The 17843-nt window shown below is 34.4% G+C and carries 19 protein-coding genes; 14 read left to right on the top strand and 5 right to left on the bottom strand.

Translation table 11 applies throughout. The features are described from left to right. Nucleotides 1–13 precede the first annotated feature (13 nt). Nucleotides 14–670 (top strand): MtnX-like HAD-IB family phosphatase, encoded by a 657-nt coding sequence (locus AC0C45_RS17720; RefSeq protein WP_171777186.1) that lies wholly within the window; start codon nt 14–16, stop codon nt 668–670. An 11-nt stretch (nt 671–681) separates the two neighbouring features. Here AC0C45_RS17720 and AC0C45_RS17725 read toward each other — a convergent pair whose 3' ends face one another. Together AC0C45_RS17725 and AC0C45_RS17730 are read right to left on the bottom strand one after the other, a co-directional pair. Next, nucleotides 682–1776 (bottom strand): acetyl-CoA C-acyltransferase, encoded by a 1095-nt coding sequence (locus tag AC0C45_RS17725; protein ID WP_171777836.1) that lies wholly within the window; start codon nt 1774–1776, stop codon nt 682–684. 14 nt (nt 1777–1790) lie between these two features. Further along, nucleotides 1791–2348, bottom strand: a complete 558-nt coding sequence (locus AC0C45_RS17730) for a biotin transporter BioY (RefSeq protein WP_016764268.1) — start codon at nt 2346–2348, stop codon at nt 1791–1793. A gap of 154 nt (nt 2349–2502) precedes the next feature. Here AC0C45_RS17730 and AC0C45_RS17735 point away from each other — a divergent pair, with 154 nt between their 5' ends. The 5 genes from AC0C45_RS17735 (at nt 2503) to AC0C45_RS17755 (ending at nt 8313) form a co-directional block, all read left to right on the top strand. Then, on the top strand, nt 2503–3936 hold the full coding sequence (locus AC0C45_RS17735; protein ID WP_047932062.1) for a class I adenylate-forming enzyme family protein: 1434 nt from the start codon (nt 2503–2505) through the stop codon (nt 3934–3936). Next, entirely contained in the window at nt 3923–4381 is a 459-nt protein-coding gene (locus tag AC0C45_RS17740) for a GNAT family N-acetyltransferase (protein WP_472928401.1), read from the top strand. The genes AC0C45_RS17735 and AC0C45_RS17740 overlap by 14 nt, the downstream gene beginning before the upstream one ends. A gap of 1450 nt (nt 4382–5831) precedes the next feature. Beyond that, nucleotides 5832–6101, top strand: a complete 270-nt coding sequence (locus AC0C45_RS17745; protein WP_034651735.1) for a WGxxGxxG family protein — start codon at nt 5832–5834, stop codon at nt 6099–6101. Nucleotides 6102–6402: 301 nt separating this feature from the next. Further along, nucleotides 6403–6915 (top strand): DUF3231 family protein, encoded by a 513-nt coding sequence (locus AC0C45_RS17750; RefSeq protein ID WP_034651738.1) that lies wholly within the window; start codon nt 6403–6405, stop codon nt 6913–6915. Nucleotides 6916–8013: 1098 nt separating this feature from the next. After that, the gene (locus AC0C45_RS17755) at nt 8014–8313 is read left to right on the top strand and encodes a hypothetical protein (protein ID WP_171777188.1); all 300 of its coding nucleotides are present in this window, start codon (nt 8014–8016) and stop codon (nt 8311–8313) included. Nucleotides 8314–8668: 355 nt separating this feature from the next. Here AC0C45_RS17755 and AC0C45_RS17760 read toward each other — a convergent pair whose 3' ends face one another. Continuing rightward, nucleotides 8669–8920: a hypothetical protein gene (locus tag AC0C45_RS17760; RefSeq protein ID WP_034656604.1), complete on the bottom strand. Its 252-nt coding sequence runs from the start codon at nt 8918–8920 to the stop codon at nt 8669–8671. Between the two features lie 223 nt (nt 8921–9143). Here AC0C45_RS17760 and AC0C45_RS17765 point away from each other — a divergent pair, with 223 nt between their 5' ends. From AC0C45_RS17765 to AC0C45_RS17780, 4 genes are all read left to right on the top strand, one after another. Then, nucleotides 9144–10040: a Vgb family protein gene (locus AC0C45_RS17765; protein WP_171777189.1), complete on the top strand. Its 897-nt coding sequence runs from the start codon at nt 9144–9146 to the stop codon at nt 10038–10040. 16 nt (nt 10041–10056) lie between these two features. Then, nucleotides 10057–10704, top strand: a complete 648-nt coding sequence (locus AC0C45_RS17770) for a Vat family streptogramin A O-acetyltransferase (RefSeq protein WP_171777190.1) — start codon at nt 10057–10059, stop codon at nt 10702–10704. Between the two features lie 126 nt (nt 10705–10830). Continuing rightward, on the top strand, nt 10831–11217 hold the full coding sequence (locus AC0C45_RS17775) for a VOC family protein (RefSeq protein ID WP_237892304.1): 387 nt from the start codon (nt 10831–10833) through the stop codon (nt 11215–11217). A 214-nt stretch (nt 11218–11431) separates the two neighbouring features. Then, the gene (locus tag AC0C45_RS17780) at nt 11432–12145 is read left to right on the top strand and encodes a hypothetical protein (RefSeq protein ID WP_047932068.1); all 714 of its coding nucleotides are present in this window, start codon (nt 11432–11434) and stop codon (nt 12143–12145) included. Nucleotides 12146–12635: 490 nt separating this feature from the next. On the opposite strand, the gene AC0C45_RS17785 is transcribed toward AC0C45_RS17780, so the two are convergent. Continuing rightward, nucleotides 12636–12845: a hypothetical protein gene (locus tag AC0C45_RS17785; protein WP_472928405.1), complete on the bottom strand. Its 210-nt coding sequence runs from the start codon at nt 12843–12845 to the stop codon at nt 12636–12638. A 314-nt stretch (nt 12846–13159) separates the two neighbouring features. Here AC0C45_RS17785 and AC0C45_RS17790 point away from each other — a divergent pair, with 314 nt between their 5' ends. Both AC0C45_RS17790 and AC0C45_RS17795 read left to right on the top strand, forming a co-directional pair. Continuing rightward, nucleotides 13160–13471, top strand: coding sequence for a hypothetical protein (locus AC0C45_RS17790; RefSeq protein WP_051975593.1), 312 nt, complete (start codon nt 13160–13162; stop codon nt 13469–13471). 231 nt (nt 13472–13702) lie between these two features. Beyond that, nucleotides 13703–14539 (top strand): STAS domain-containing protein, encoded by an 837-nt coding sequence (locus tag AC0C45_RS17795; RefSeq protein WP_472928407.1) that lies wholly within the window; start codon nt 13703–13705, stop codon nt 14537–14539. Nucleotides 14540–15301: 762 nt separating this feature from the next. Here the strand turns inward: AC0C45_RS17795 and AC0C45_RS17800 are convergent. Then, nucleotides 15302–15784 carry a hypothetical protein gene (locus AC0C45_RS17800; protein WP_472928409.1) on the bottom strand — a complete coding sequence of 161 codons (483 nt, stop codon included), beginning with the start codon at nt 15782–15784 and terminating at the stop codon, nt 15302–15304. A 353-nt stretch (nt 15785–16137) separates the two neighbouring features. On the opposite strand from AC0C45_RS17800, the gene AC0C45_RS17805 reads away from it, so the two are divergent. Together AC0C45_RS17805 and AC0C45_RS17810 are read left to right on the top strand one after the other, a co-directional pair. Further along, on the top strand, nt 16138–17145 hold the full coding sequence (locus tag AC0C45_RS17805) for a DUF3231 family protein (RefSeq protein WP_237892302.1): 1008 nt from the start codon (nt 16138–16140) through the stop codon (nt 17143–17145). Between the two features lie 541 nt (nt 17146–17686). Further along, on the top strand, nt 17687–17843 hold a 157-nt coding region (locus tag AC0C45_RS17810), incomplete at its 3' end, for a DEAD/DEAH box helicase (protein WP_472928423.1).

The raw sequence follows: 17843 nt of genomic DNA on the forward strand, positions 1-17843 counted from the left end.
GGGTGTGTAAGGAATGAAAAAATGGGCGTTTGTATCAGATTTTGATGGAACAATTTCAAAAAAAGATTTTTATTGGATTGTGATTGAAAAGTATTTTCCAGAAGGTGAAGAACTTTTCCACCGATGGAAAGCAGGAGAAATGAAAGATATTGATTTTTTATCTACTGTTTTTCAATCCATTCACCAAGAAGAACCGAAAATTTTAGAAGACGTAGCGAATATTCCAATTGATGAATACGTGCCCGCTTTTATTAAAGCTGTTCAGAAAAACGGCGGAGATTTTTATATTTTAAGCGCTGGAACAACGTACTATATTAAACCGATTTTAGATAAATACGGTGTTGAAAAAGTGGAAGTTTATTCAAATGAAGGATATTTCCATCAAAACAACGTTCACTTGCGTCTAGACCCTGCTCACAGATGGCATTCAGAACGCTACGGCATCGATAAATCATCTGTTATTCAAGAACTAAAAGAGACATACGAAACGATTTATTTTGCTGGAGACAGCGAGCCGGATTCGCATCCAGCAAAATATGCAGACGTCACATTTGCAAAAGATTCTTTGCAAGATTTACTGCGCGGACAAAACGTTCCGTTTGTTCCGATTGAAACATTTAAAGATATTGAGCAATATTTGATGAAACATAATGTAATAAAAAAGGCATAAAAACAGCGGTATTATTTGATTACTTCAAATAATACCGCTGTTCCTATTCCGCCTCCGCTTCCTAAAGCCGCTATGACATATCGCACGTCACGGCGCTTGCTTTCATAAAAAAGACGCGTAGCTAAAATAGCTCCTGATGCTCCGTATGGGTGTCCTAGATTCAATGCTCCTCCGCGAATATTCACTTTCTCTTCTCGTATTCCCAGTTCTTGCATGCAAGCGACAACTTTAACAGCAAATGCTTCATTGATTTCAAATAAGTCAATATCATCTATCGTAAGAGAATTTCGCTTCAAGATATTTTTAATCGCAGAAACTGGTGCAATAGCAGGGTAAAGAGGTGACACTCCTGAAATATCAGCGTCAATAAAACGCAAAACGGGCTGAAAGCCTAAGGACCGTGCTTTTTGCTCTTCCATCACAAGTGTAATGCAGGCTCCGTCGTTAATTCCACAGCTGTTTGCTGCAGTGACGGTGCCTTCTTTTTTTAAAAAGACGGGGCTGGCTTTTTGCAGCAGCTTTGTTAGGTTTCGTTTTTTCATAAATGCTTCATCGTGCATCACGTTTGGAAGAGGAAGCGTTTCTTCTTCAAACAACCTTTTTTCAAAAGCCTCCCAGCTTCTTTCATGACTTAAAAGAGCATATCTGTTCTGCTGATCTTTAGATATATTGTATCGCTGAGCTACGTTTTCTGCTGCGATTCCCATGTCAGGGTCACCAATTTTATCAGGAGAAAAACGTGCTCTTTTTTCAAAAGGAGAAGTACTTGTACTTTCAACGCCTCCAGCTAAATAACACGTTCCAGCGCCTGCTTTTATCAAATAGCTCGCCATTCGAATCGCTTCTAAGCCAGCTCCGCACTGACGATCAATGGTCATTCCCGGGATAGAAAAAGGGAGGTCTGCTTCTAAAGCGGATAGCCTAGCTGCGTTTCCTCCTGGACCTACAACATTCCCTAAAATAATGTCATCAATTTCATGTTCAATTCCAGCGCTAAGGTGTTTTAATAAAGGAGCCGTTAGCTCTTGAACATGAAAATCTTTCAGTATACCGTTTTCTTTTCCAATGACCGTACGCTTCGCTTTTACAATTGCTGCTTGATAGATAAGTCATCACTTCCTTACATAGAAGCTGTATTGGAACGACCAGTTACGGTTACTACTTTTCGGACTTTTGTAATTAAATAAGCTGCTATGATTGCTTTTATGCAGTCACCTGGAATATAGACTAAACTTAATTGAAGAGATTTCCAGAACGGTATGTGAAGTAGCATCGCTTGTACAGGAATGCCAAAAGCGTAAACTAGCAAAATTCCAAACAGGACATTTGTTATGAATACCTTTGTAAACGCAAGGGTTTTCAACTTGGATAGTGTCCATCCTATAAAGAAAGCTGCAAATATATAGCTGATTAAATAGCCAGCGCTTGGACTAAAAAATACGCTCATACCACCGCGCCCTCCAGAAAGTAAAGGGACTCCTACAGCTACTAAACATAAAAAAATAAATTGGCTTAATGCGCCTAACCTAGCCCCAAGAATACCTCCTGCCAGCATAACCCCCATCGTTTGAAGAGTAATAGGAACGGGAGTAAATGATAGAAAAATAGGAGGAACAAGCCCTAGCGCTCCCATTACAGCCGTAAATAATGCAACGTACGTCATATCTTTTGTTTTCATCGCAAACCTCCGTTGTGTATGATAAAACATGACTATCTTATCTTATTAAACTTAAATTAGTCAACTTTATTTTTATATAAGTTTACATTTTTCTTTTCTCAAATCTACATTTACGGTACACTAAAAGTAAAATAAAAAGGGAGTTTACGCAGTAATGAAGCGAATTGAAGAACTAATTTTTAATCAGTGCCAAAAAACGCCTGATGGACTGGCACTATCGGATTCTATTAATAAGCTAAGCTACAGTCAAATGTGGGATTGTGTATGCAAAGCCGAAAAACAGCTGCAAGAAAAAGGGATGGAAAAAGGAGAGCTCGTTGCGTTAAGCATGCCAAACAATGTAGAAGCTATTGTGTCATTTTTAGCGATTTTAAAAGCCGGTGGAATTGTAATGCTTTTACATAATGAGTTAACAGAGGCTGAAGTGGATACTTATTTTTCTATTCAATCCCCGAATTGGCTATGGAAAACATCTTCTTTAACTAGAATAAGAGAAGAGAAAACGATGCTGCCCTTACGGCAAGTAAATGAACTATCCGATCTATTTTTATTTGGATTTACCTCTGGGTCAACAGGGAGACCAAAAGGGTTTGTAAAATCGCATTATTCTTGGTCTTCATCCTTTCAAGAATGGTCGGATATATTTTCTTTAGAGCAACATGACAAAGTGCTTGTTCCTTTACATATCTCGTATTCCGCCCAGCTTTACCCGGTTTTGCATGCGCTTTGCAGCGGCATGCACGCTATCATGCTAGAAGTGTTTACACCTTCAGCTGTTTTTAACAAGGAAGCTAGCTGTATGTCCATTACACCCGCATTAATTTCTCCGTTACTTCGTTATGTACAAAGCAGACCAAATGAAAAACGACTTTTACCAAAGACCGTGATTTCAGTAGGCAATAAATTATCACCTTCCGTTCGAAAGAAATTTTCACGAGCGTTTCCTGTTGCCTCTCTTTATGAATATTACGGATCTTCTGAAATGGGATTTGTTACGGTGCTTTCACCACATACAGCTGAAACGATGCCTCATACAGTAGGCTATCCTGTTGACAGCGTAGACGTTTTAATCCTGAACGAGCGTGGAAAAGAAGTTGAAAAAGGAGATAAAGGAACACTATTTGTGAAAACAACTCAAGCATTTGAAGGGTTTGTTAAGGACAGCGAAGAAACGAACCGCTCGTTTTTTAACGGATATGTTACATCGCACGATATTGCGGTTCAGCTTCAAAACGGAAGCATTACCATCGTAGGGAGAGATAAAAATGTAATTAAAAGCAGCGGAAGCTTAGTATATGCTGAAGAAATTGAAGAGCTACTTTTACAAATACCGGGCGTTAGCGAAGCAGCCGTTTTTAGCGTAGTAGATGCTGAACGTTCAGAAGTAGTAGGTGCAGCAATTGTTTTAGAGAACATTTCTCTTTCTGAAGTAAGACAAGCGCTGACAAAACAAGTATCTGCTTATAAAATCCCGCGCGTATGGAGAGTTTTAACGTCCTTTCCGCGAATGAAAAATGGTAAAATTGATAAAGCAACGATATACAGCTACTTTACAGAGAAAGAAGGGAAGACATATGATCTCATTTGAACCCGTTACAGCTGACACGATATATATTGTATCAGAGATTATCAATTCAAACGAAGCTTATAACGTGTTAGAAAACGGTAAAAAAGAGCGGAGTGAAGAAGAGCTTTTTAAAGAATATATGAATGAAAAAACGGACAGTTATTTTATAAAAGCCGACGATACATACGTAGGGGTTATTGATTACATGAAACAAAATCCTAACGATGATCATCCGTGGATTGGAGCTTTTATTATTCATAGCGCCTATCACAATTTCAGTTTCGGAACGCAGGCGTATCTAGCGTTTGAAGAGAAACTAAAAGAAGAGGGGCTTTCCGTTCTACGTCTAGGGGTTCTGTCTCAAAATCCTAGAGCTAAACTGTTTTGGGAGCGCCTTGGTTTTACACAGTATGCCACTAAGCCGCTGCATCATAATCGAGTTAACTGCTTGGAAAAAGAGTTGTAAAGAAAATCCGTGAGTTTATCTACGGATTTTCTTTACTGGGCATTAAATGGTCGAAAGAAAAAAATATAGTAACCACTTTATTATTATCAGAGCCTTATGCGCCTGTTGAAGACAACGTAAGCCTTCTATTCGAAGCAACTTGAAGTAACCGAACTGATTGTCATAGAAATTTATGTCTTTAATGCGTTCGTTGTCTATGAAATTGTAACAATTCCTTATATATAAGTAACTTTAGCTGTTTAGTATATGAATAAAAAGTGCACTTTTTATTCATATACTTTGCTAATGCACTTGAAAAGAACGTTGAGAAATCAAGGAGGTATAAAAAGCTGAGTAAAAAAGAAACAAGGCCTGATCTAGCTCCCAAGATGGTTCTTTTTTGCCGTGTGTTCTAAAGAGGTATTATGTAAACTATACTTGTATATGGTATACAGCTTTTTCTGTTTCTTGAAAGGTAGTTGTAAAGTGATGATCCAATCCATCATGAGTAGTTTGCTTAACATAGTCAGTAACTATACATAACAAAAAAGAAAGTCTACTGGGGATCTCAGTAGACTTTTTTTAGTTCATTTATAAAACCCCGAAGTTAATTTTACTTCTTGTTATAAGAATATGTACGTTTGTTCTCTTTATAACCTGTACCTATATATAAAACCAGTGGAAAAAGTGGTTCTTTCATTGGCTTTATACGAGGTGTATTTATTTAATGCATTATAGCATCGTAGATAGTTTACGCACATTCATTTTGTATTATAAATACTGGTTCTTAACTACTGCTGATTTTCATATACTATAGAACTCGGAAAAGCTAATCTTCTTTTGGGACTAAACCTTCAAAAGTAGAGGGAAAGCACCCTGACTATTTAAAATATAGTCAGGGTGCTTTCGTTTTGGTAATTCTTATTGAAAACAGAAAAAAACTACTGGCTCATCAGGGACCAATAGCTTTTTTCGTGACGCAATTAGAAGTTAGTCGTGATGATTTTATACATCTTGAGTAGTTTGCTCAAGTTATCAATAATGTATGTATCAAAACGAAAAAACCACCTGATTTGTCAGAGGTGGATTTCCTTTAGAAATTCTACATATAGCTAGTTTGCTCAAAATACTATTAATTATCCGTCTGTATAAGAACTGAGTATAAATTACTTTTAATAGGAGTTCCGAAAAAATGTTATATGTTTACTAAGGTTGTATACATAATTCATTAGAAAAACAGAAAAACCTATCTCTTTCCAGTCAAAAGAGATAGGTTTTTTCCGTTACGTAATTGGGTTTCATGAGTGATGCCTCATTGCATCTTGAGTAGTTTGCTTAAAATATGAAATTTTACTCATTACTGTACTCTTGTAGCATGAAATTTTTAGATACAGTCTATAAGCTTAATGTCATTACAGAATAGGATTTCGTGATGGGGGGACTTTATTTAATAAAGGAAGGAGGGAATACAATGAAAAAGAAATGTTCTGTTTTATTATGTACGTTAGCTTTAGCTATGATGACTTTCGGCTTACCTGTTAATGCTGAAAATAATAACGTAGATAGAGCAAATTATAATGATGACTTAAATTATAATAATGACGTAAACACTCGAAATGTCACTACAGCAACTGATACGGATGATAATAATGATTCACCTTGGGAATTGCTTGGATTATTAGGACTAGTTGGTCTTTTTGGTCTTAAAAGAAGAGATGATCGTGAAGAAAAAGTTCGTTAATATCTATTTTTTTGAATGAGTAGAGATAAATAGCTGTGATGAGAGCCACAATTTATAATCTCTCCAACAATTCCAAAAAAACTACCTATAGGGTAGTTTTTTTGGGTTTAATAACAAGGGTATAGTGGACGATGCCCTTTTAAACATCTTGGTTAGTTTGCTTGAAATATGGAATTATATTCTTTGATTAATTAATTTTTCAATAGAAGTAGAAGAATAATAAAACAAAATTTGGAGACGTTAAACACGTGCATAGCAAGGAAGGTGGCACACTATCATGAATTTTGTAAGGAGGATAACAATGGGTATTTTAAGTGGAAATCCTACAGATGAACCGATGCATTATGGGGAGGTATTTGGAACGTGGTCGTATGTTTCTACCTCAAAAGGGTTAGTGTCTGGCTATCAAACATTTCTAAATCATGTAGGTGACAAGGATCTACATAAATTGGTACAAGAGACAATCGAACAGTGCCAGCAAGAAATAAAAAGCATTGAAACATTGTTAAAAGAAAATGGAGTAGGCTTACCGCCAACCCCACCTGAACGACCTGAAGCTTGTTTAGATGATATCCCAGTGGGTGCACGTGTTCAAGATCCAGAAGTAGCTGCAGCAATTTCAATGAATATAGCTGCTGGTCTAGTTACGTGTAGTCAATTGATTGGACAATCTATTCGTGAAGATATTGCAGCCATGTTTGCACAAATTCATATGCAAAAAGTAGCTCTTGGTGGAAAGTTCTTAAGACTTAATAAAGAAAAAGGTTGGTTAATTCCACCTCCTCTTCATAAGTCTAAAAAAACTGATTGTTAATGATTAGCTTTCTATAAAATACAGTAAGGTGTCTCTTAGCAAATAGGGATACCTTTTTATTTTCGATAAAATCCATTATATTAAGTAAAAATGAATACCGTATACAGCCTGAAAAAGCGAAAAACCACTGTTTCCGTCAGTGATTTTTCTGGTTATCAATATGTGCTATACATACTTTGATGCCTTCCGGCGTCTTGAGTAGTTTGCTCAAAAGATTTATTTATATAAGCTTTATTTCTTAAAATTAATCACAATTATAATCACATTTGCAACAGCAATCGCAACAACAATCTATTTTTTCTCTACATAATTCAAATTCATGTTGGCAAATAAAAAGTGCCTGTTGTAAAGTAGCAATTTCTTGTTGAGCTACAGTAAGTGCCTGCTGTAAAGCAGCAATTTGTTGTTGAGCAGCAGCAAGTGCTTGTTGACATGTAATATCGGATGAACATGGGATAGGTGGAGCTAATAAAAAGGGAGTAAATTCAATTATGGTCGGTGGGTTTCCGTTTAATAGAATAGCATCACCGGAACCTGGTCCGTCTCCGGAAGGCCCGTCTGGAGAACCCCATCAGTTGTTGGTAGCATCTAAATCTCTTGGCGATACAACATATGCTCCTGTCCCGATATTAAGTCCTGCAATATTATTGCCTTGTATATTGTTATTCTTTGTACGGATATTGCTATTAGAACCAAATCCAATGTCCTGAACACTGATTCCATTAGAAATACTGTTTTGTAGGATATGGTTGTAAATTTCAGTTCGGTCAGTTCCGCCTCCAAAGAAAATAGAGCTCCCTTACGTGTTTGTTACAGTATTACAAGCTATTTCAACATTGGTGGTATCGAATAAAGCTATGGAGTTATCTGTGAGAACTTCATTTCTTGTAATAACAATATCGGTGGCCGTCGGGCCAATCATATTGATAGATGCATTGGCATGTGGTCCGGTAAAACGGTTACTATCAATCAAAATATTTTGAATTCCCTGATCAGAATAGATTCCATTTCCAGTTGCAGTGCCAGGTTGATTGTTATTATTAAAAAGATTTTGTCTAATTTGTGTTTCAGTTACTCCATTGGAAAGGAGGAAATTAGATGGAGAAATTCTTTAAAGATGCTTTAAAGGTATCAATAGCCTCTTTAGTCATATCGATAACTTTATATATAGTTATAATTGCATTTTTTCTTTTATCAGTTGTTACAGCAAATATTTTTGGTACTGTGATTAAGATTATTGTGCCTATTTTAATTTTAGTTACAATACTCGGGTTTATTTATTCTTTCTTTATCAAAGGTAAACAGAAAATCCCTTTTTTAACATTACATTTTGTTTCCTTATGTGTTCTTTCGTTTGGTATCTATCTCGCTGTCAGTTTTCAAGGGTTTGCGCCTTGATAAATATTTACATAAAAAAAGAACCCTTCGCTCATATAGGCAAAGGGTTTTCAAATTTATCGGAATAGGGGGAATACGTTATTAGTCTGGCCAGATTTGTAGATTCATATACATATAACTTTAAAAATAAATATTTTGACCGAATCTGTTTTTAGAAGATAACCTTTTTAAAACCTTTTCTTAAGTTAAGTAAATATTAAATCATTTTATGTATTGTTAAGATTTTAGTGTTTACACTTAATGACGACAAATACGAAGTTTTTCTTCAAAATAAATAGTAGTTAAAAGGTTTTATCATTCAATTAATGATACACATTCTCCATATGTCCTTCTTTTTACTATCTATAAAATGACTTCATCTTTCTCCTTGGCTAATATAATCATTAAACGTAGCATTCTTTATTACAATTTGACCTCCACATTCATCCGCCAATTGTTTAGCAGACTCTTCATCAATGGGAAATGCTAACGATTCATCATTAGTAAATTCGTAACTGGATACCTCTTTCTTTTTTACGTTCTTATACGAATGATATACGTAATATAATGTACCTACCTTTATAAAATAGTATGGATACTCCCTGTTAGGCAACTTACTTCCCTCCATTTCTGCACCCTTCAATTACTTTATAAGTCACTATTACTATCTTACTTGGACTTACAAAGGTAAAATCCTTCTACGCCAAAGGGTTTTCTTTTACATGTCTTCCGGAGAGCTCTATTATATTAACTAACTTTGCTCGTCTTATAAAAGACTTCTTTGAGAGGAATCTAATTATCTTATAACGAATTACTAAAAAGATTTTATATAAAGAAAAGGAGGAATTTATTTGAATGTAAAAATTAAAGAATACGAATTGCCCCATGCAGATTCAGGACCTTATGGGATTACTTCAGGAAGAGATGGCGCACTTTGGTTTACTCAACACAAAACCAATCGAATTGGGCGAATGACTATAAAGGGTAAGGTGGAGCATTTTAATATCCCTACTATTAATGCCGGGGCACTATCCATTATTTCTACGACTCAGGGTGACATTTGGTTTACGGAAAATAAAGCTAATAAAATTGGAAAACTAACAATAACAGGAGAGATTATGGAATATGTCCTACCAAACCCAGATTCAGCACCTTTTGGAATAACTGAAGGGCATCACGGAGACATTTGGTTCACAGAAATGAATGGAAATAGAATAGGACGAATTTTACCATCAGGCGAAACAATCGAGTATGACCTACCGCATCCTGCTTCCTACCCTTCTTTTATTGTGGCAGGTTCTGATCATGCTTTATGGTTTACTCTAAATCAAAGTAATCAAATAGGGCGTATTACGTTAGAAGGAGAAGTAACTACCTATCAGTTACCTACAGCACAAGCTGGGCCTGTAGGGATTACGAATGGGCCGGATGAGGCACTTTGGTTTGTAGAAATTAACGGCAATAAGATTGGTAGAATTACCACTTCCGGAGTTATAAATGAGTATGCTATTCCTACCCCGAATGCTCGTCCACATGCAATTGTAACAGGTCCCGATGATGCTTTATGGTTTACTGAATGGGGAAGCAATCAAATAGGGCGTATTACAGTGAATGGGAAAATTACGGAATATCCTATACCTACAAAAAATGCGGAACCACATGGTATTGCAGTCGGATCTGATCATGCCTTATGGTTCGCAGAGGAATGTAATAAGTTAGGTCGATTGAGTTTTGTCCAAAATCCATGAGAGGCAGTGAATATTTATGGAATCGAATAAAACAAACGGCCCAGATCCTACAGAGAAATATCCGATTAAAGGAAATGATGTTGTACAATTCATAAAAAATACAATTACTAGGCCAAATATTATTGTAGGTGATTATTCTTATTACGATGCAATAAAGGGAGATTCCTTTGAGGATCAAGTATTGTATCATTATGAGTTCTTTGGTGATCGACTTGTTATAGGGAAGTTTTGTGCTATCGCCCCCGGCGTAACATTTATTATGAATGGAGCGAATCATAGGATGGATGGCTTCTCAGCTTATCCGTTCAATATCTTTGGGCAAGGTTGGGAAAAACATACCCCAACGCTAGATCAATTGCCGTTTAAGGGAGATACGATAATTGGAAATGATGTCTGGATTGGAATGGACACGGTGATTATGCCCGGAATTAATATAAGTGACGGTGCCATTGTAGCAGCCAAGTCAGTTATTACAAAGGATGTGGAACCCTATACGATTGTTGGAGGAAATCCTGCACAGAAGATCAAAGAACGTTTCCCAAAACAAATTATTAATAAATTATTAGAAATTAAATGGTGGGATTTAACTATCGATATTATTTCTGCACATATTGATGTAATAGTTAATGGAGACATAGACAAGCTAGAAAAATTGAAAAATTAAAATTAAGAAAGGACAATTATATATAATTTCTATTAGGTTAACTAAAAATGTGTAGGGTACACGAATGAAAAAACACGAAGGTCTTTTGATAAATAGAGAGAATTATACCATGAGGAGGAGATTGAATTGAAGCTGCTACAAATTAGGCTATTAGTTAAGGATTTTAAAAAAAGTGTTGAATTCTATAAAGATTTACTCAGAATTCCAATAAGTTGGTATGAAGAAGAAATGGAGTATGCACTTTTCAATAATGGGGAAACGAAAATTGAGCTTTTATCTCAGAAGGCCATGACAGAAGTAATTGGAAAGGAAAACAAGTCTTCAGATGGAGAATCCACATCAAATTTTTTGCTTCAATTTGAAGTAGAAGACGTTGATAAGACCTATGATTATCTGAGAAAAAATGGGATTGAATTTGTTACTGAACCACACGATCGTAAAGAATGGAGATCACGTATTGCACATTTTCGGGATCCAGATAATAATCTTATTGAAATATATAAAATACTGTAATTAATCAGGAAATTTTTATACTCATTGTAGCTCTGTTTTGATTTATTCGAACGGAGTTATTTGTGCTATTACCGATAAGGTACATTATGGTAACTAGATATCTATCCTTATAAGGAATAGATTTATTCTTAAGCAAAGAATTTAATTGTTGGATATCCCTATAAAAGCATTATAATGGAATTTGGACCAATAATAGTTATATGGAGGAATAAAAGTGAAATTAAGGATTTTAGTAGGGATGCTATTAATTGTCATGGCAGTAGCCGGATGTACAAATGATAATATGAGTGATAGCACAAAGGAAAAACAGAACGAAGAAAAGAAACAAGACATTAAAGTAGTAGAAGAAAAGTCGTATAAGTATGATGGTAAATTTACTTATTCTGCGATTATCAAAAATGAAAGTAAAAAAACTCTAAACATTAATGACTTGAAGATAAATTATATCAACAAAAAAGATCAAGTCGATAAAAATAATATTGAAGCCTCAGTTCAAGTAGCTCCGTATATTTTAAAACCAGGTGAGAAGGCATATATTTCAGCAGAAGCTCTTACTGATCTTACTAAGTTTAAGAATTATGATGTTAAAATGACGCTGCCTAACGTAAAGCCTGCAAATGATGTATTAAAATTAGAAGTAAATAAAAACTCTGTAAAAATTAACAAAGATATACAAGATGATGAAACAATTTATGCAGTTGGCACAGTTAGAAATAATACAAAAAAATTTGCAGAATATACGATGATAGGCGCTGGAATGTATGGTAAGAACCATGAATTTATAGGTACAGCATTTGGTGAGTCAAAAGACAGTTTAAAACCAGGAGATTCTAGCTCATTTGATTTATCTTCTCAAGAAATTCCTCAAAAAGAGTTAGATAAAGTAAAAACATTCAGTGTAAGTGCTACTACATATTTTAATAAATAAAGATATAGAAAAAAACCCTCTTATTAGGAGGGCTTTTTTGGTTCTTATAATGGTGATTACGTTAACTAAGAATGAACATTCTATACAATTTAAAAGAAGAAAAAGACCACCTCTTCCCAGTCAAAAGAGATGGCCTTCTCCTATTCGTTGAATTGTAGTCGTAAATGACTCTATCACAGTGTCTTGTTTAGTCTGCTCAAAGTCTTAATAATAATTCCTTAAATTTACTTTTTTCTACATTAAGTCTTAATTAATTATATAAGGAGACTTACATTGCAGGAAATAAGAAGAAATATGTTGAATAAATAGTATCAATTTCTAATGTATTGTTGTTAAATTTTGAAATCTAATAAATCTGAATGAAGAAGGTTGGAGGAAGCGTGTGCTAGAAGAAGAGAATAAGCTTGACCAGGAATGAATTAGTCTTATGAAGGAAGCTTATCAATTAGGTCTTTCAATTGTAGAAATAAAAGAATTTATATATTCAAATCTAAAAGAGCCTATTTCTAAATGATGTAGTCTCCACATCTGTAAAACGTTCAATCTCACCCGTTTCAACATTCCTCAATTGAAAGGTCTTTAGTTCTTTAGAATAGCTAAGGGAAAAGGTATTATGTACACTATAAATGGTATGAATAATTTCACTATCTTCATACTGTAATAAAGTTTCTAACATCTCTTTAATTTTAATTATTGTCATCTATCACAGAGCCCCCTTTTCACTATTTAAAGAAATATTGCAAATTAAAGTTTAATCTATTTTAACATAGGGTATATTTATAAGTTATTACCTCCCATAATTGAAATAAAGATTTCAAAAATGAAATAAATTTGTAAAAAAACAAAATAATGTAATTTTTCATGGAGATTAGATGTTATATGAGAGACGTAACATAGGTGGAAACTAAGGATATATATGGAATAAAAGGTGGATTTGAAATACATGTTTTGAGGGTAAAAATATAAAGGGTCTTATTTAAAATTATATTTTGAGGAGGTAGGAGGTATCTAAAATTGAGTAGTGCATCTAGATTCAAAATGCGAATTTATAGCCCTCAGTGGGGACATAAGGACCTGTATCAGTTTAAAAAAACAAAAGAGGGTTGGACATTTGAAAACTATAGGTATAAAGGTGAAGTAGATAAAGGTGGTAAGCCTTTGTTTTATAAAGCCCTTCTTACTGAATCCATTTCCTATCCAAACTATCTAGAGACTTATATTTCTAGTGCATGGGAGAATGTTAATACGTTAAATAAAGAACAAGTTCAGAACATTTTTGATGAACTATCTAAATGGGTATCAGTTAGCGAACATGACCTTAATTAACCTCTTATCATGTTGAAAAAATGAGTAAGATCATGGATATATCCAGTTTTAAAGATTCATTATAAAAGCTCTGTTGGTTTTTATCTAAAAACATATCTAATTGGCGTTAGTACAAAGAAGGAAGACGTTCGTTTATATACAAAGACTGAAAATAAAAATTGATAATCATTCATTTAGGGATACTAACTAAGGATAACGGTAATCAATGAACAAATAAGGGGTGTATACAAAATGGAAACTATTTATAATCAGAGAGAGAAAATGACCGATTTTATTAGTGACAACAAACAGAATTTTCAAGATAAACTCTTATCTGAGGCGGTTAACGTAGCCTCTAAAATTAACGACATTTTAGAAACTGGCAATATTGATCTTTTGAAGAATGCTCAAAAGTTGTCTCTATATGTTGTAGAACAAAAAGAAGAACAACTCGTTGCCTTCGCTCAACAAGAAGGGGTAGCTTGGGCAGAGCACGCCTTAACTCTTGCTTTCAAACTAGAATGGGTACAGGCCATTAGGCGAACATTATGGCATTTTCTCTATCAATATGATCGAATAAATAAACAATTTAATAGCCGTGAAGAATTTTATGCCTTAGAGAAGCGAATTAATGATCGGATTGATCAATTTCTTAACACTTTTCTCATTAGTTATTCCAAGTATAAAGATGAACTAATTGCCTCTCAAAGGGACTTAGTCGAAAATCTTTCGGTACCCGTTATACCACTTAGCCAATCAGTAGCTGTACTACCATTGATCGGAATGATTGACCTCAATCGTATCCAAACGATTGAGGAAAAAGTGTTGATGGGCATCTCAGATTTAAAGATTCAAACATTAATTATAGACCTGTCTGGAATTGCTAACATGGGGATGCATGTTATTGACCATTTCCAAAAAATATTAACCGGCATTTCAATGATGGGAAGTCAAGCCATTCTCACAGGTTTACGTGCTGACCTAGTTAGGACCATGATTCACTCAGGAATTTCCTTTGAGGACAAGGCAGAAGCAAAAGGGACATTACAGCAAACATTAAAAGAATATCTAGAACAGAACCGGCTATAGGAGGAATTGAGGCATTTTCTCTATACGTGTAGATACAAGTGAGTTTGTGAAAATACAATCGTTTTGAAAAAATAAATAAAGTTTATTCTATCTAAGTAATTGTTACTAAGATACCCCTAGAGTTATAATTCTAGGGGTGTTTTTCTATAGTACTGATAATGCACATCATGAAACTAATTTCGTATATAATACATCACTATAAATCAGCTCATTTTAAAAAAGGAAAAATTTAAACTTCTAGCTTTTTTGAGTTTCTATTGCTTGTTTAACCACCGCATAGCTAGCATGACCTCAATACCTTCTTCATTAATTGTCAAGCTAATTGTTCTCGCAGAATGTTTTTGGCTAGAAAAAAATGGTGATATTTTTGAGTCTTCATCTCAAAGTTCCAGAAGAGATCCCCATTGTTTTTGTCCTCTTTTAGGCATTGTTCTTTTACATAGCAGCAGTCTCCCTTGTGCTCATGGGTATGAAATTATCCAGTCACTTTAAACATCCATACATATTTGGGCTTTCCAGTTTTGCACGCATAACAATTCCCCTAATGATTTTTGCGGATTTCCTTCAAAGATATTGCCTATATAGTAAGGTCAATTTTCAATCTTGTGCACGGCTTTTTAAAAAAACAACGGGTGTTTTACCCCATATTTTCCCCTTTGCGGCTGAATCAACAATTTCAATGTGGCCATATTGAAAATAAGCTTGTTGTAGTACTTCTTAATAACTTAATTTTATATTCTATTTAGTACATATAATAGAATCTTATTTTGCCTTCTTACATACTAATAACTTTCTTTCCAACTTACATATCCACTTATAACACCCTAACATAATGAGTAGGAGCATAGGATCAATAATAGCTGAATAACCTAAATTCCACCAGCCATAGTGAAAGTACCCCCAGGGTTCCTGAAGTAGTGTAATCATTTCATAAAGTAAAATACCTACTAACCAAAAGGTTAGATAGCAAATTTTTTTCATAATTGGCTTCTTAAAGGGGTACCAATTAAGAAACATCATGTTAACAGGTGGAAGCAGTACAGTATGGACAAGGATTCCCTTCCAATCAGCATGTTTTGTAAAATACCAGTAGGCGTGATACTTCAAATCGATAAAAACATCAAACATATGTTGAAAGGTAATGGTAAACATCCAAATATGAAAAATTTGATTTCCTGTTAATCTTTTATTTGTAGTAAATGCAATAAAATTAAATGCAATAATAGCAATAATAAGTCCTATCATATCCTGTATTTTCCTTTTTGGCCTGGAATACCGTATATTATTGAATGTAAAATTATCTTTAGGCTAATGTTTTTTATGAGAAAAGTTACAATTTGAATATAGAATGAGTTTTTCATAAAGGAAAGAAAAAGATTACCTCTGTACAGTAAAGCATAACTTTTTTTGAGTGGTAGTAGTTAACTGACGTTTTTTGTAATTTGCCCACAAAATAAAATCTCATTCACATAAAAAAAGATATCTGAGGGAGTAGAAAATCTCTCTTCTAGAAAATGAAAGTGAGCATTTTAAGAATACTTAATAGATTGATTTCACATACTAAAAAAAGATTAAATCTGTGAGGAGATAATAAGTAAATGGAAACCGAACATAATGTTAAATTGAGTGCTTCAGAGATTGCTCAACTGTGGTCATCTTACATGAATAGTAGCATGTGTCACTGCTTATTTACCTATTTTTCAAAAGTGGTAGGAGATACTCAGGTACAATCAATTCTAGCTAAGGGTTTAGAATTAACGGAAAAGCATTTACAAAAACTAACTACCATTTTCCATAAAGAAAAATTCCCTGTACCACAAGGGTTTGTAGTAAAAGATGACGTAAATACTTCTGCTCCAAAATTGTTTTCAGATAGCTTTATGTTATATTTCAGCTATAGTATGGGGGCAATGGCTCTTAATTTTTATGCTGTTGCGAAGACAGTATCTGTACGTTCAGATATAGATGCATACTTTTCTGAATGTATCCTTGAACTCAGTGAGTTCGATAGTGCAACTAAAAATTTATTGTTATCAAAAGGTTTATTCATTCGTTCTCCATACCTACACCCATCTCAAGAAGTAAGCTTTGTTAAGGACCAAAAGTTTATGTCTGGTTGGTTCGGTGACAAAAGGCCTTTATCAGCAATTGAAATTACACACCTCTTTTTAAACTTGCAAAGAAATGCTTTGGGGAAAGCCGTAATGATAGGCTTCAGTCAAGTCGCTCAGTCCAAGGAAGTAGGAAAGTTTATGGTGCGTGGAAAAGAGATTGCGTTTAAACATACAGAGGTATTTGGTTCTGTGTTAAAAGATAATGATTTGCCGGCACCTATGTCTTGGGATAACGAGGTAACAAATTCAAAAATTGCTCCTTTTTCAGACAAATTAATGATGTTTATGACTACAGCTTTGATTGGTCTTAGTGTAGGCTTTTATGGTACAGCGATGGCAACAAGCACAAGAAAGGATTTATCTGTCCATTATGTTCGCTTATCTGCAGAAATTGCTAAATATGCGGAAGATGGTGCAACGATTATGATAAGTAATGGCTGGTTAGAGGAGCCCCCACTTTCTGAAGATCGTGACAAATTAGCCAACATATGAACTACAAGATAAATTCTAAGAATAGTGCTTAGCAGTAAAATACCCAAATATTTTTATTTCCGATATTGTTATTATGTCAACTGCAGATTTATAACATATACAAATTGAAAAGCAGAAAAACTCCCTATTTCTATAAGAAGTTTTTCTATAGGTTAATGAGATTATAGATTGGAGATACTTCTCAGCATCTTGAGTAGTTTGCTCAGAGTAGAAAAATTCATGTAAGAAAAAATATCAAATTAGTGCTTCTTATACTTATTATATTAGCAAGGATTTTAACGAAAACTGAAGTTATAAATAGGAAAAGTAGCTAATATTATATTGGCTGCCTTTTCTTTCTCTGTAGGTCATATAAGAAATTATAAATACACGTAAGCGTGGATAAAATAAGGCATGAATTGGTCTTGTACAGATACTTTAGAACAGGACTTCCATTGATAATAACATTGATTTACACTACGCAGAAATGAATAAGCAACATCTCTATTTGAAGAGTACTTTTATCGTTTCTGAATTAGATAAGAAAAGGAGCATGAAACCCTTGAAAAATTTTTCTGATTTCCATTTAAGTAAGGACATTGAAAAGGCCATTCATAACTTGGGGTTTGAAGAGGCTACACCGATTCAGGCTGAAGCTATTCCGATAGCTATGACGGGTAAAGATCTAATTGGTCAAGCTCAAACAGGTACTGGCAAGA

Source organism: Priestia sp. VA7, assembly GCF_055710015.1.